The organism is Parenemella sanctibonifatiensis, assembly GCF_002250565.1.
Taxonomy (GTDB): Bacteria; Actinomycetota; Actinomycetes; order Propionibacteriales; family Propionibacteriaceae; genus Parenemella; species Parenemella sanctibonifatiensis.
In genome coordinates this window covers 139385-153269 of sequence record NZ_NMVJ01000008.1, presented here as the reverse complement: position 1 = coordinate 153269, position 13885 = coordinate 139385, and the positions used below count along the sequence as shown (strand labels likewise).

Below are 13885 nucleotides of genomic sequence, written 5' to 3'. Positions count from 1 at the left end.
AACGCGCCCCCGCCTCAGTGCGGGGGCGCTGTTGCTGCCCATCCTTGTGGTGGCGGTCGCAGGCTGGATCCAGCGCTGGGTCAGTGATGACGGCTGGATCAACATGCGCGTCATTATGCAGCTCCAGGCGGGCAACGGACCCGTGTTCAACATCGGTGAACGCGTCGAGTTGGGCACCAGCACCCTGTGGCTGTATTTGGTCTGGCTCTTCGACACGGTGGCGCCCTTCGGGTCGCCGCAAAAGTGGTCGATCGGCCTCGGCATCCTGCTGATGGTGGCGGGCATGGCCTTCGCCACGCTCGCCGCGCTGCGGCTGCACGACATGGTTCGCCGCGGCGGCCGGGGCGCCGGCGATCCTGAACTGAGCACCCCGCGCGGCGTCGTGGTCCCCTTCGGTGCCCTGGTCTTCGCGGTGCTGCCGCCGGTGTGGGACTTCACCACGTCCGGCCTCGAGACCAGTCTCACGATGGCCTGGATCGGCGCCAGCGCGTGGCTGGTGGTCCGCCGCTTCGACCGCGACCCGGACACGGTGCTGGAGGTCTGGCAGCCGTGGCCGGTCGCCCTGGTCATCGGGCTCGGCCCGCTGGTCCGCCCCGACATCACGGTGCTGGCCGCCACCTTCGCCATCGTCGTCCTCATCGACAGCCGCTTCTCGGTACGCAGTTGGCTGGTCGGTGCCGCCGTGGGCCTGGGCCCGTTCCTGGCGTACGAGATCTTCCGGATGGGCTACTACGCCGCCCTGGTGCCGAACACTGCCCTGGCCAAGGGCGCCTCGGAGAGCCGGTGGGGCTCGGGCCTGAAGTACCTGTGGGACTACGTCGGCACGTACGCCCTCTATGTCCCGCTGCTGATCGGCGGCACCGTGGCGGTGCTGTGGCTGCTGCGCCGGGTCGCCCCGATGCATGACTGGCGCACCTGGGCGATGCTGCTGGTGCCGCTGGCGGGTGCGCTGATCCACGTCGTCTATGTGGTGCGGGTCGGCGGCGACTTCATGCATGCCCGGTTCCTGCTCCCGGCGACCTTTGCGCTGCTGGTGCCGATGTTTGCCATCCAGATCCCCGAGCGCACCCTGCGCGTCACCTTTGCGGCCGCGACCGGCGCCATGGTGGCCTGGTCGGTGACATGTGGCGTGGTGCTGCGCTATCCCTACGTCGACTTTCCCAGCCCCTGGGGTATCGCCGACGAGCGCGGCTTCTACACCTCCCGGGTCGCCGACACCACCACCCCGAAGGGGTGGAAGGGCTACGAAACCTACGAGATCGGCACCCGCATGAAGGCGATGCAGGAGGCCGGTGAGTACCGCTACGTCGTCCAGCAGGACGGCGCCCCCTACCTCGAGATGCCCGGCACCATGGACCGGGTGGTGCTGGCGCACCACTCGATGGGGATGCCCAGCGTGGCTGCCGGGACCGAGGTCTTCCTCGCTGACCGATATGCCCTCGCCGACCCGATCACCGCTCGTACGGTCATGCCGGAGGGCTTTGAAGCCCGCGCCGGTCACGCCTACCGCGACGAGGCCTGGCGGGAAGCTCGCTATGCGCAACCGAACCCCGACGAGCCGCAGCAGGTCAAGGACGCCCGGGTGGTGCTGCAGTGCGAGCCACTGGTGGAGTTGCAGGCCGCCGTCAGCGAACCGCTGACCTGGGATCGGTTCTGGCGCAACGTGACGCTGGCACCCAAGCTGACGTCGCTGCGGTACTCGCACGACCCGGCGACCGCGATCACCGAGATGTGCTGAGCTGGGCCCGGACCGGGCTGGTTCAGCTCAGTGGGCGGCGTCGAACCAGCTCCGGCCGGCGCCGACCGACACGTCCAACGGCACGTTGAGGTCCATCGCCGAGGTCATCTGGGCGACCAGCAAGTCCTCGACCGCCGCCCGCTCCCCCGCGGCGACCTCAAGCACGAGTTCATCGTGGACCTGCAGCAGCATCCGGCTCGCGAACCCGCCCTCGCGCAGCTCCCGGTCGACCGCCAACATCGCCAGCTTGATGACGTCAGCGGCCGAGCCCTGGATCGGCGCATTCAGCGCGGCCCGCTCAGCCATGTCGCGCCGCTGGCGGTTGGAACTCATCAGGTCGGGCAGATAGCGTCGGCGCCCCAACAGGGTGGCGGTGAAGCCTTCCCTGCGGGCCTCCTCGACAACGCCGCCCAGGTAGTCCCGCACGCCACCGAACCGCTCGAAGTATTCCTCCATCAGCTCCTTGGCCTCGCCGGTGCTGATGCCGAGCTGCTGGGAAAGGCCGTACGCACTCAGCCCGTAGGCGAGACCGTAGTTCATCGCCTTGATCTTGGCGCGCTGGGCCGGGGAGACCTCCGCCGCATCGACGCTGAACACCCGCGACGCCATCTCGGTGTGGAAGTCCTCACCGGACACGAACGCCTCGATGAGGCCCTCGTCGGCCGAGACGTGGGCCATCAGCCGCATCTCGATCTGGGAGTAGTCGGCCGTCAGCAACTCCTCATGCCCCGCGCCGACCACGAAGGCCTGCCGGATCCGTCGCCCCTCATCGGTACGGATCGGGATGTTCTGCAGGTTCGGGTCGGTCGAGGACAACCGGCCCGTGGCCGCGATGGTCTGCAGATAGGTGGTGTGCACCCGGCCGTCGTCGGCAACTGCCTTGAGCAGCCCCTCGACCGTCTGCCGCAGTCGAATGGCGTCCCGGTGCGCCAGCAGATGCTGCAGGAAGGGGTGCTCAGTCTTGGCGTACAGGCCGGCCAGCGCATCGGCGTCAGTGGTGTAGCCGGTCCGGGTCTTGCGGGTCTTCGGCATCCCCAGCTCGTCGAAGAGCACCCCCTGGAGCTGCTTGGGCGAGCCGAGGTTGATCTCCTTGCCGAGCACCTCGTACGCCGCCTGCGCGGCCTGCTGGGTCTTGGCGTCGAAGTCCGACTCGAGCGAGCTGAGGTGGTCGATGTCGACGGCGATGCCGACCCGCTCCATGCCGGCCAGCACCCGCGCCAGCGGGATCTCGACGTCGTGGAGCAGTTCCAGCTCCTCCCGTTCGGCGAGCTCGGCGTCCAGAGCCGGCGCCAGGTCGATCAGGGCCCGTGCCCGGACCATGGCTGCTTCGGCGGCGCCGTCGTCGGCCTCCTCCTGGCCGAAGTCCAGCATGTCCTGGTCGGCCGGGCTGTCGTCGACCACGACGGTGTCGTTGGCCAACTCCCGCTGCAGGTGCCGCACGGTGAGGTCGGCCAGCGAGAAGGAACGCTGATCAGGACGCAGCAGGTAGGCCGCCAACAGCGTGTCGTTGACCACGCCGGCCAACGTCCAACCGCGTTCGGCAATCGCCAACAGTGGGCCCTTGACGTCGTGGATGACCAGGTGCACCTCAGGGTCGGCCAGCCATTCGGCGAAGACCCGATCGTCCTCGGGATCCAGCTCGGCGACGTCGAACCAAGCTGCCGCGCCCTCCTCGTCGGCGATCGCCACGCTGGCCAGGTCGCCCGTGCCGCCACGCCAGGAACCGGCGAAGTCCACGCCCAGCCGGCCGGTGCGATGGTCCGTGAGCCAGCCGGCGATCTCACCGCTGTGGAGCACCTGGCCTACCACCTCGAAGCCGCCCTCGGGCAACTGTTCGGCGGCCGGCAGCGCCTCCAACATCCGGTCGCGCAGGGTCCGCAGCTCCAGCGCCGCGAAGGTCGGATCGATCTGTTCCCGGGTCCAGGAGCGCCGTTCCAGGTCCGCCAGCCCGACGGGCAGCTCGAGATCGCGGCGCAGCCGGTTCAGGCGGCGGTTACGGCGTACGTCATCGAGTCGGTCACGCAGGTTCTGCGCGGCCTTGCCCTTGAGGTCATCGGCATGGCTGAGCAGGTCTTCCAGGTCCTCATACGCCGTCAGCCACTTCGCTGCGGTCTTCGGCCCGACTCCGGGCACGCCGGGCAGGTTGTCGGAGTCCTCCCCCACCAATGCGGCCAGCTCGGGGTAACGGGCCGGCGGCATCAGGTACTTCTCCTCCACTGCGGCCGGCGTCATCCGCGCCAGGTCGGAGACCCCCTTGCGCGGGTAGAGCACCGTCACGTTCTCGTCGACCAGCTGCATGGTGTCGCGGTCACCGGAGCAGATCAGCACCTCCATGCCGGCGTGCTCGCCGATCAGGGACAGCGTCGCGATGATGTCATCGGCCTCGAAGCCGGGCATCTCGAGGTGGCGGATGCCGAGCGCGTCGAGCACCTCCTTGATCAGCGGCACCTGACCGCGGAAGGTCTCCGGAGTGGCCTCGCGCTGGGCCTTGTATTCGGGGTACTCCTCGCTGCGGAAGGTCTGCCGAGAGACGTCGAAGGCGACCGCGACGTGGGTCGGCTGCTCGTCGCGCAGCACGTTGATGAGCATCGACGTGAAGCCGTAGACCGCGTTGGTGACCTGGCCGGTCCTGGTCGCCAGGGTGTCCGGCAGCGCGAAGAAGGCGCGGTAGGCGACGGAGTGCCCATCGATCAGCAACAGCCGGGGGCGCTCCACACTCTCGGATTCGTCGGTCGACCGGGCGGGGGTGTTCGATGCTTGTGCCACATCCGTGAGCCTATCGGCACCGGCCGACAATTCTCAGCCCGGCGGCGTACATCACCCTCAGGCAGTACGCGGGGTCCCGGAGAGCTGGACCAGCTGGCAGGTGAGTCGCCCGGACGCCACCAACTCATCCTCGTCGTTGCGCAGCCACACCTGGTAGGTGACGGTGCGACCACCCAGCCGAAGTGCCTCGGCAACGCCGTGGACTCGGCCCCGGGTGACGGACCGGTGATGGGTGACGTTGAGGTCGACGCCGACCCCAGCACGATCGGGGAATCCGTACGCCGCAGCGCCCAGCGAGGCGAGGCTCTCGACCAGAACGCCGCTGGCGCCGCCGTGCCACATCCCCATCGGTTGGGTGTTGCCGGCAACCGGCATCGAGCCGACGACTCGCTCCGGGGTGATCTCCTCGATCTCGAGACCCATCCGGACGTCGAGCTCGCTACGGAAGTCGTTGAGCCAGGCCGGCAGGCCCGGCCCGGTCGAGTCCTGGCTCACCTCAGGAACGCTTCTTGGGCATGCCGGACTGCTCCTGCAGCGCGTCATCACCCTTCTTGGACGTCTCGATGACGCCCTCGGCCACCTCACGCATCGACTTGCGCAGGTCCATGGCCGTCTTCTGGATCCACCGGAAGGCTTCCGGCTCGCTGAGGCCCAGGCCCTTGATCAGCAGCGCCTTGGCCTGGTCCACCTTGCGGCGGGCGAGCAGCCGCTCCTCGAGGTCGGCGACCTCGTCCTCAACTGCGCGGATCTCGGCGTGACGGGCCATGGCGACCTCGATCGCCGGGACCACGTCGGAGGCATCGAAGGGCTTGACGACGTACGCCATCGCACCCGCTTCACAAGCCTGCTGCACCAGGTCGCGCTGGCTGAAGGCGGTCAGCATGACGACGGGGGCAATGCGCTGATCGGTGATCTTGTCGGCTGCCGTGATGCCATCCATCTTCGGCATCCGCACATCCATCACGACCAGGTCGGGCTCCAGATCCTCGGCCATCTGCACGGCAGCTTCGCCGTCACTGGCCTGTCCGACAACCTCGTAGCCGTTCTCGGTGAGCAGCTCGACCAGGTCCAAGCGGATCAACGCCTCGTCCTCGGCGACAAGTACACGCGGCTTGGGAGCCGTCTCGGCTCCATTCTTCGTCTCGGTCACTCCCCTATCCTGCCGTGCGCGGCCCGGATCCACCAAGCCCGTCGGAAAATCAACACCAGCTCGACCGCCCGCTGCACAACTGGCCACCTCAATCGCGCAGGCAGTTGGCCAGTTGTGGCACAATGCTGGACGGCCCTTCAGCACTGCTGGAAGGCCCGACACCTGCCGGGGTGGCGGAATGGTAGACGCGGACGGCTCAAACCCGTCTGTCACGAGAGTGATGTAGGGGTTCGACTCCCCTCCCCGGCACAACTCCGAAACACACCACCAGCACGACAACGGGCGGCCTCCTGTGGGAGACCGCCCGTTGTGATGGCCAGAGGACTCTGGACCTGAGTGTCAGATCACTGCCCGGACTGCAACACCTTGTGCACCCGCAGGGTGTTGGTCTTACCAGGAACCCCGACCGGGCTTCCAGCCACGACCACCACCCGGTCACCGGGCTGGACACGACCGGTCTGCCCCAGCGCCTGGTCAACCTGGACGATCATTTCGTCGGTGCTCGCGGCATCCGGCACCATCTCGCACTCGATTCCCCACGACAAGCACAGCTGCTGCTGGGTGGCGTGCTCCGGGGTGAAGGCGATCATCGGGATCGGGCTGCGCAGCCGCGCCAAGCGGCGGGCAGTGTCACCGGACTTGGTGAAGGCAACCAGATACTTGGCTCCGACGCGCTGGGCCACCTCGGCAGCCGCCTTGGCGATCACGCCACCGGTGGTGTGCGGATCCCAGTCGATCGGCGCCATCTTGTCCAGGCCGTGTTCCTCGGTGGTGTCGACGATCTTGGCCATCGTCTCGACTGTCACGACGGGATAGTCGCCCACGCTGGTCTCGCCCGACAGCATGACCGCGTCGGCGCCGTCGAGGACGGCGTTGGCAACGTCGGAGGCCTCGGCGCGGGTGGGCCGCGGGTTGGACACCATCGACTCCAGCATCTGGGTGGCCACGATCACCGGCTTTGCCCACCGGCGGGCGGCCGCCACGATGCGCTTCTGCGCCAGCGGCACATCCTCCAGCGGCAGTTCGACACCGAGGTCACCCCGAGCGACCATCACGGCGTCGAAGGCGTCGACGATCTCTTCAAGATTCTCCAGCGCCTGCGGCTTCTCCAGCTTGGCGATGACGGGGAGCTTGCGCCCCTCCTCCTCCATGATCTGGTGGACCTGCTCGACGTCGGCAGCGTTGCGTACGAACGACAACGCGATCAGGTCGATGTCCTGGCCCAGCGCCCAGCGCAGGTCGGCGATGTCCTTCTCGCTCATCGCCGGCACGCTGACGGCCACGCCCGGCAGGTTGATGCCCTTGTTGTTGGAGCAGGGGCCGCCCACCAGCACGGTGGTGTGGACCTCGGTGTCGGTGACCTCGGTCGCCTCCAGCATCAGCTTGCCGTCGTCAATCAGCAGCCGGTCGCCGGGCTTCACGTCCTGGGGCAGGCCCTTGTAGGTGGTGGAGCACCGGTTCACGTCACCAGCGATGTCCTCGACAGTGATGGTGAACTTCGCACCGTTCTTCAGCTCAACCGGTCCGTCGGCGAAGCGCCCCAGACGGATCTTCGGTCCCTGGAGGTCAGCCAGCACGGCGACCGCACGGCCGGCGGCCTTGGCTGCGGCGCGAACGTTGGCGAGGCGCTCGCCGTGTTCGTCATACCCTCCATGACTCATGTTGAGGCGCGCAACGTCCATTCCGGCCTCGACGAGTTCTGTCAATCGCTCCAGGTCCGTCGTAGCCGGGCCGAGCGTGCACACGATCTTGGCTTTTCGCACACGGCGAGGGTAGCGCTTCTGGCCCTCAGGTCGAAGTCGGACCCCATTGGTGGAAGGCCGGACCGGAGCGCTACTGCTGCACCTGTTGCCAGGCGCCCGCGAGGTCGGGCGGATACTCGGATTGGAAGCGCACCTGTTCGCCGCTGCCGGGGTGCACAAAGCCCAGCTCGACCGCATGCAACCACTGCCGTTCCAGACCGAGCCTGCGGGCCAGCACCGGATCGCCTCCGTACATCGGGTCACCGACACAGGGATGGTTGATGGCCTGCATGTGGACCCGGATCTGGTGCGTCCGGCCGGTCTCCAGATGGACCTCCAACAAGGTGGTGGCCACCGATGCTTCCAGTACGGCGTAGTGGGTGATGCTCGGCCGACCGCCACTGGTCACCGCCATCTTCCAGTCCGAGCCCGGGTGGCGGCCGATCGGCGCGTCGATGGTGCCCACGAACGGGTCGGGATGTCCCTGCACCAGTGTGTGGTAGACCTTCTCGACCTCGCGGTCCCGGAAGGCTTGCTTCAACACGCTGTAGGCATGTTCGCTCTTGGCGACCACCATCAGACCCGAGGTGCCGACGTCGAGACGCTGCACAATGCCCTGACGTTCGGGCGCGCCGGAGGTCGAGATCCGAAAGCCTGCACCGGCCAGGTGCTCCACCACCGAAGGCCCCTGCCAGCCGAGGCTGGGATGGGCGGCAACGCCGGCCGGCTTGTCCACCACGACGATGTCGGCGTCGTCGTGAACGATGCGTACGCCTTCCACCACTGCCGGTTTCACCTGGGGGGTGGCCGCCTCGGTCAACTCCACCTCGAGCATGGCCCCGGCGCGTACCGGGTCGGACTTGGCCAGCACCTGACCGTCCATGAGGATGTTGCCGGCGGCGGCCAGATCTGCGGCCCGGCTGCGGGAGATCCCCAACATCCGGGCCACGGCCGCATCAGCCCGTTGACCGGCCAACCCGTCGGGCACCAGGTGGATGCTCACTTCTTGGGCTCCTCGTCCTGCATCCGCTCCCCGGTCCAACTGCGCTGGAAGATGACGCTGAGCACACCGACCAGGATCGCGGCGCCGACGATGCACATGTCAGCCACGTTGAAGATTGCCCAGTAGGGCAACTGCAGGAAGTCGATGACGTGCCCGTGCAGTGCACCCGGCGGCCGGAACAACCGATCGATCAAGTTGCCAGCCACCCCGGCCAGCAACAGGCCCACCGCGACCGCCCAGAAACGGTTGCGGGTCCGCGGCGCCAGCACCACCGTGACCAGCACGAAGACGGTGGCCGACAGCAGCGTGAAGACCGGCGTGATCCCTTCACCGAGGGAGAACGCGGCGCCGGAGTTGCGTACCAATTGCAGCCGCAACAGGCCGCCCAACAGGACCGGAGGGTTCATCGGGTCCAGATTCTCGACCGCCCAAGCCTTGCTGACCTGGTCGATCGCCACCAACACCACCGTCAGGCCGGCGATGATGCCACGCGCAAACCAGGGTGAGAGTACGCCGCGGGGCCGGTCCGGATCAGAATCCGCCGGCTGGTCCGCTCCGGACGGGTCCTGAGGACTCAGCGCCGCTCCAGTCGCTTCTTGCATGTCACACACATGGTCGCACGCGGGAACACCTGGAGCCGAGCCTTGGCGATCGGACCGCCGCAGTTCTCGCAGGTGCCGTAGGTGCCCTCGTCGATCATCCGCAGCGCGGCCCGAGACTGTTCCAGGGTCTCGCGGGCATTGGCGACCAAGGAGATCTCCTGCTCCCGCTCGAAGGCGCTGGAGCCGATGTCGGCGGCGTCGCCGACACCTGCCGTCCCGTCCTCGAGGAGGCTCTTGAGGGCCTCCTCGTTGGCCTGGAGACGCTCCTCGAGGTCGGCCACATCCCTCTCCAGTTCGGCTCGTACCTCGTCGAGCTCTGCCTGGGTCCACGTCTCCGACTCGGGCTGGGACGCGTCTGCTGCGGCATTGACGGCCGTGGACATGGTGCCTCCTCCTGAAGCGCATCTGGGGGCGGGCCTGATGGCCCGCGCCAATTGCCACCGACGCTGCGGGACAGTTCCGTCCCCCGGTGGTCCGGACGAGGGTACAGCAGGAGGGCCCTGTTGCCAGGGCCCTCCCGAAAGTCGTGCCATATTCTCAGCCAGCCGTCAGGTTCACCTGCGCCGGTGAGGCCTGACGTCACTGCTGCTGGCCGCGGTTCTCCCCCATCAGCGCATCCAGTCGCGGCGTACGCGAACCGCTGTCGGCCTGGTGCTGTGCGTTGCCACTCTGGTTGGAACCCTGCTGGTTGGAGCCCTGCTGATCGCCGTCGGCAGCGCCTCGGCGCGGCTGATCCAGCAGTGCGGGCTTGCTGCCGGGCTTGATCGGACCGGCATCGAGCTTCTCGACGTGTTCGCGCAGCTGGCTGGCGAAGCTGGCGCGGAACTCCTCCTCGTAGGAGCGCAGTTCCTCGACCGAGTCGAGCAGTTCGTCGCGCTCGGACTCCAGCTGGGAGAACAGCTCCTTGCGCTTCTCGCTGACCTCGCCGTCGAGCCGGTTGGCGCGGCCCTGGGCCTCGCTGGTGACCCGTTCGGCGTTCACCCGCGCCTCGGAGGCCAGTCGGTCGGACCGGGTCCGGGCATCCTCGCTGACCTCCTTGGCGTGGCGCTCTGCCTCGGCGATCTTGTTCTTGGCTTCCTCGTCAGCGTCGTTGACCAGACGCTCGGCCTCCTCGGTGGCCCACTGGACCAACCGGACCACGGCCGGGCTCGCCTCGGCGCTGGTGGTGACGACGATCTTGCCGCCGTCGGCGGCCGCACCCGAGGTCTGGCTCGGCGTAGCGGCCTGCTGCGGGGCGGCGGCATTGCTGTTGCTGGCCTGCTGCCGGGCCTGGCTCAGCTGCTGATTCAGGTCGTGATTCTCACGGCGCAGCCGCTCGAGTTCCTGACGGTCCTCGTCGCTGTCCTGCTGCTGTGCCCCAGCGGCGCCCGAGGGCGCCGAGGACTTGAGTGCATCCACCTGGCGACGGAGCATCTCGTTCTCCTCGCCCAGCTGCTGCAGGGTGGCTTCAACCTTGTCGACGAAAGTGTCGACCTCGGTCACGTCGTAGCCAGCCCGCTTGGCCAAGTGGAAGCCGGTTGCACGCACCTCATCCAGAGTCAGCGTCATCAGTTCACCTCAGGGGTCAATGTCGGTCAGTAACTACCGGCATGCCGGTAGACGGTGACCCACAGGCTAGTACAGCGTCGACGGTGGTTCTAGGAGGGGACCAAAGCCTCGACCTCGACTGGAGGGACGACTCAGACCAGCTGCAGCAGCATCACGACGCCCTGCATCGCAACCATGACGAGCACAAACAGCACCAAGAAGGCCACATCGAGTGCGATGTTGCCGATGCGTACCGGCGGGATGAACTTCTGGAGCACCTTCAGCGGCGGATCGGTGACGGTGTAGACGGCCTCGAAGACCACCAGCAGCACCCCACGCGGCGTGAACTGGGGCACAAACATCGGCACCCAGGACATGATGACGCGCGCCATCAGGATCCAGCTGTAGACCTGAAGCGTGTAGAACAGAATGATCAGTAGAAGTGCCATCAGCTCTGGTTGAAGAAGCCGCCTGCGATGCGTTCCTTGTCCTCGGCTGTGACGTTGACGTTCGCAGGTGAGAGCAGGAAGACCTTGCTCGTCACGCGCTCGATGTTACCGTGCAGCCCAAAGATCAGGCCGGCGGCAAAGTCGACCAGACGCTTCGCGTCGGCGTCCTCCATCTCCGACAGGTTCATGATGACGGGGACGCCGTCACGGAAGTGCTCACCGATGGTGCGGGCCTCGTTGTAGGTACGCGGGTGCACCGTGATGATGCGGGCCAGCGCCTCGGCTGCCGTCATCGGCTGCACAGCCACCGGGGCCTGTGGACGGCGCTGCGGGTCGCGGCCACCGCGACGCGGTTCCAGCGAGGTCACCGTGCCACGTCCATCGCGACGCTCCTCCAGAGCCTCAGGCTCATCATCGTCGTCGGGGTACACACCTTCGGTGAGTTCCTCGTCCTGGTCATACTCCTGGTAGTCCTCGTAGCGGTCGTCCGGAACGATGCCAATCCACGCCGCCGCCCTGCGCAACTTCTCGCCCATGGCCGTCCTTCCTCTGCTCCCGATTCCTGTGCTCCCGAATCCTCGGGTCGAGGCTACCTTCTGGCCGACCATCACCCGGGGGCGACACGCGCTGCCCGACCCCGGCCACTCAGTTCATCCACACGAAGCCGGCCAACCGGCCGGACCGGGCGCCGTCCCGGCGATAGGAGTGCAGTCGCGGTTCGGTGCGGGTGCAACCCTCGACATCGACGCTGACCACGCCCGCGTCGGCGAGCTGGGCTCGGGCACCGGCGGCGAGGTCCAGGGCCGGCGTACCCCAACTGGTCCGGCTCGAGGTCACGGGGATCTTCGCTGCGCAGTCGTCGTGCATGTCCTGAGGCACCTCGTAGCAGTCGCCACAGACATGGGGCCCGATCCACGCTCGGATCGACTCGGCACCCAACCGGCGCATCGCCGCAACGGTGGCGGGCAGTACGCCCGCGTACAGGCCTGGTCGACCGGCGTGCGCCGTGCCGATCACTCGCGCCTGCTCATCGGCCAGCAACACCGGCAGACAGTCGGCCACGCGCACCGCCAGCGCCACCCCGGGCTGGTCCGTGACGGCGGCGTCAGCTTCGACCAGCGGTCGGCCCGCGACAGCCCGACTGCCCAGATGACCATCAGCCGACCAAGCCGCGGCGACCTCGGCGTCGACGACAAAGACGTCGGCACCGTGCACCTGACTGGTGGTGATGATCACTGCGGGCAGGTCGAGCGCCTCGGCCACGGCACGGTAGTTGCCGGCGCTGACGGCGGGGTCCTCGGTGTCGAGGTGACCCAGGTTCAGCTCTCCGTAGCGCGACGACAGCCCACCGGCAGCAGCCGTGAAGGCCATGCCGATGCCGGCAAGCTCGCCATCAGGGTGGGCACGAACAGCAGTGGCGCCGCTCCCCTCGGTCGGACCGGGGTCGCGGCGCCACCAGAACTCGGCTGGCTTCACTTCAGGAAGTCGGGCACATCGAGGTCGTCGTCGCTACGCGGCTGCTGGCGTGGCTGGCTCCCAAACGGGTTGTTCTGCTGGCCGCCGGGCTGCGAGGGCTGCTCGGGGCGCGACGCGGGAGCGCTGGGACGCTGCCCGAACGGCGAGGACGGGGAGTGACCCTGCGACGACTGCCCCTGCTGGGACTGCCCCGACGCCTGCCCGGGCTGCCCGAACGGCGACTGCGGCTGGCTCTGCTGGGGCTGGCCCTGCTGCGACTGCTGCTGCGGCTGCTGCTGCGGCTGACCCAGAGAGGGCTGCTGCGACTGACCCTGCGACGACTGCGTCTGAGCGGGCTGCTGACCTCCGAAGGCCGGCTGCTGGGCCGGCCGCTGCGAGGACTGCTGGGCGGGTTGTCGGCTGACACCGGGTTGGCGTAGCGGAGGCTGACCACCGTCGAAGCCTGCGGCGATGACGGTGATGCGCACCTCATCGCCCAACGCATCGTCGATGACCGTGCCGAAGATGATGTTGGCGTCCTCGTGCGCGGCGGCCTCGATCAGATTCGCCGCCGAGGAGACCTCGAACAGACCCAGATCCGAACCGCCAGCGATCGACAACAGCACACCGTGCGCGCCGTCAATACTGGCCTCCAGCAACGGTGATGACACCGCCATCTCGGCCGCTTCCCGGGCCCGGTCCTCACCGCGGGCACTACCGATACCCATCAAGGCCGAGCCGGCATTGGACATCACCGACTTCACGTCGGCGAAGTCCAAGTTGATCAGACCCGGCGTCGTGATCAGGTCGGTGATGCCCGAGACACCTTGCATCAGCACCTGGTCGGCCTGCTTGAACGCATCCAGGATCGCGACCTTGTGGTCGGTCATCTGCAGCAACTTGTCGTTGGGGATGACGATCAGGGTGTCGACCTCTTCACGCAGAGCGGCGATGCCCGACTCAGCTTGGGTCGAGCGACGCTTGCCCTCGAAGCCGAACGGCCGGGTGACCACACCAATGGTCAGCGCGCCGAGCGCACGGGCGATCTTGGCCACGACGGGAGCGCCGCCGGTGCCCGTGCCACCACCCTCACCTGCGGTGACGAAGACCATGTCAGCACCCTTGAGTGCTTCCTCGATCTCGTCGGAATGGTCCTCGGCGGCCTGCCGGCCCTTGTCCGGGTCGGCGCCGGCGCCGAGCCCGCGGGTCAGCTCACGACCAATGTCCAGCTTCACATCGGCGTCGCTCATCAGCAGCGCCTGGGCGTCGGTGTTCACCGCAATGAACTCAACCCCGCGCAGACCCGACTCGATCATTCGGTTGACGGCATTGACGCCGCCACCGCCGACGCCCACAACCTTGATGACCGCCAGGTAGTTCTGAGATGCCGTTACCACCGACTACCGCCTTCTGATGTATCTCCCTGATCCGTGCCGATCAGGGGTCAAGTTCG

13 protein-coding genes and 1 tRNA gene are annotated in these 13885 nt (G+C 67.6%); 2 read left to right on the top strand and 12 right to left on the bottom strand.

The window, feature by feature from the left end:
* Positions 1-31 precede the first annotated feature (31 nt).
* The gene (locus CGZ91_RS10085) at positions 32-1738 is read left to right on the top strand and encodes a hypothetical protein (RefSeq protein ID WP_144276866.1); all 1707 of its coding nucleotides are present in this window, start codon (positions 32-34) and stop codon (positions 1736-1738) included.
* Between the two features lie 27 nt (positions 1739-1765).
* On the opposite strand, the gene polA is transcribed toward CGZ91_RS10085, so the two are convergent.
* Genes polA through CGZ91_RS10070 form a run of 3 tightly spaced genes read right to left on the bottom strand, consistent with a single transcriptional unit; the run spans position 1766 to position 5690 of the window.
* Complete coding sequence (gene polA, locus CGZ91_RS10080; RefSeq protein ID WP_094454836.1) at positions 1766-4504, bottom strand: DNA polymerase I; 2739 nt, start codon at positions 4502-4504, stop codon at positions 1766-1768.
* A 57-nt stretch (positions 4505-4561) separates the two neighbouring features.
* On the bottom strand, positions 4562-4999 hold the full coding sequence (locus tag CGZ91_RS10075; protein WP_094454834.1) for a PaaI family thioesterase: 438 nt from the start codon (positions 4997-4999) through the stop codon (positions 4562-4564).
* A 1-nt stretch (position 5000) separates the two neighbouring features.
* The gene (locus CGZ91_RS10070) at positions 5001-5690 is read right to left on the bottom strand and encodes an ANTAR domain-containing response regulator (RefSeq protein ID WP_407670862.1); all 690 of its coding nucleotides are present in this window, start codon (positions 5688-5690) and stop codon (positions 5001-5003) included.
* A 128-nt stretch (positions 5691-5818) separates the two neighbouring features.
* Here CGZ91_RS10070 and CGZ91_RS10065 point away from each other — a divergent pair.
* A tRNA-Leu gene (locus tag CGZ91_RS10065) sits at positions 5819-5903 on the top strand.
* Positions 5904-5998: 95 nt separating this feature from the next.
* Here the strand turns inward: CGZ91_RS10065 and pyk are convergent.
* The 9 genes from pyk to ftsZ form a co-directional block, all read right to left on the bottom strand.
* Positions 5999-7417 carry a pyruvate kinase gene (gene pyk, locus CGZ91_RS10060; protein ID WP_094450308.1) on the bottom strand — a complete coding sequence of 473 codons (1419 nt, stop codon included), beginning with the start codon at positions 7415-7417 and terminating at the stop codon, positions 5999-6001.
* Positions 7418-7487: 70 nt separating this feature from the next.
* Positions 7488-8399, bottom strand: coding sequence for an RluA family pseudouridine synthase (locus CGZ91_RS10055; RefSeq protein WP_094450309.1), 912 nt, complete (start codon positions 8397-8399; stop codon positions 7488-7490).
* Positions 8396-9001: a signal peptidase II gene (lspA, locus tag CGZ91_RS10050; protein WP_094454829.1), complete on the bottom strand. Its 606-nt coding sequence runs from the start codon at positions 8999-9001 to the stop codon at positions 8396-8398. Before lspA ends, CGZ91_RS10055 begins: the two co-directional genes overlap by 4 nt.
* The gene (locus tag CGZ91_RS10045) at positions 8974-9384 is read right to left on the bottom strand and encodes a TraR/DksA family transcriptional regulator (protein ID WP_094450311.1); all 411 of its coding nucleotides are present in this window, start codon (positions 9382-9384) and stop codon (positions 8974-8976) included. Before CGZ91_RS10045 ends, lspA begins: the two co-directional genes overlap by 28 nt.
* Before the next feature lie 196 nt (positions 9385-9580).
* Positions 9581-10549 (bottom strand): DivIVA domain-containing protein, encoded by a 969-nt coding sequence (locus CGZ91_RS10040; protein WP_094454827.1) that lies wholly within the window; start codon positions 10547-10549, stop codon positions 9581-9583.
* A 131-nt stretch (positions 10550-10680) separates the two neighbouring features.
* Positions 10681-10977: a YggT family protein gene (locus CGZ91_RS10035; RefSeq protein ID WP_094454825.1), complete on the bottom strand. Its 297-nt coding sequence runs from the start codon at positions 10975-10977 to the stop codon at positions 10681-10683.
* The gene (locus tag CGZ91_RS10030; RefSeq protein WP_094454823.1) at positions 10977-11513 is read right to left on the bottom strand and encodes a cell division protein SepF; all 537 of its coding nucleotides are present in this window, start codon (positions 11511-11513) and stop codon (positions 10977-10979) included. Before CGZ91_RS10030 ends, CGZ91_RS10035 begins: the two co-directional genes overlap by 1 nt.
* Positions 11514-11622: 109 nt before the next feature.
* Entirely contained in the window at positions 11623-12453 is an 831-nt protein-coding gene (locus CGZ91_RS10025; RefSeq protein ID WP_229116560.1) for a polyphenol oxidase family protein, read from the bottom strand.
* On the bottom strand, positions 12450-13829 hold the full coding sequence (gene ftsZ / locus CGZ91_RS10020) for a cell division protein FtsZ (protein ID WP_094454820.1): 1380 nt from the start codon (positions 13827-13829) through the stop codon (positions 12450-12452). The genes CGZ91_RS10025 and ftsZ overlap by 4 nt, the downstream gene beginning before the upstream one ends.
* Positions 13830-13885 lie beyond the last annotated feature (56 nt).

What these genes read in the sequence shown, in the direction of transcription:
- lspA (WP_094454829.1), bottom strand. Translation starts at nt 9,001, where the DNA reads ATGCAAGAAGCGACTGGAGCGGCGCTGAGTCCTCAGGACCCGTCCGGA.
- CGZ91_RS10045 (WP_094450311.1), bottom strand. Translation starts at nt 9,384, where the DNA reads ATGTCCACGGCCGTCAATGCCGCAGCAGACGCGTCCCAGCCCGAGTCG.
- CGZ91_RS10040 (WP_094454827.1), bottom strand. Translation starts at nt 10,549, where the DNA reads ATGACGCTGACTCTGGATGAGGTGCGTGCAACCGGCTTCCACTTGGCC.
- CGZ91_RS10035 (WP_094454825.1), bottom strand. Translation starts at nt 10,977, where the DNA reads ATGGCACTTCTACTGATCATTCTGTTCTACACGCTTCAGGTCTACAGC.
- CGZ91_RS10030 (WP_094454823.1), bottom strand. Translation starts at nt 11,513, where the DNA reads ATGGGCGAGAAGTTGCGCAGGGCGGCGGCGTGGATTGGCATCGTTCCG.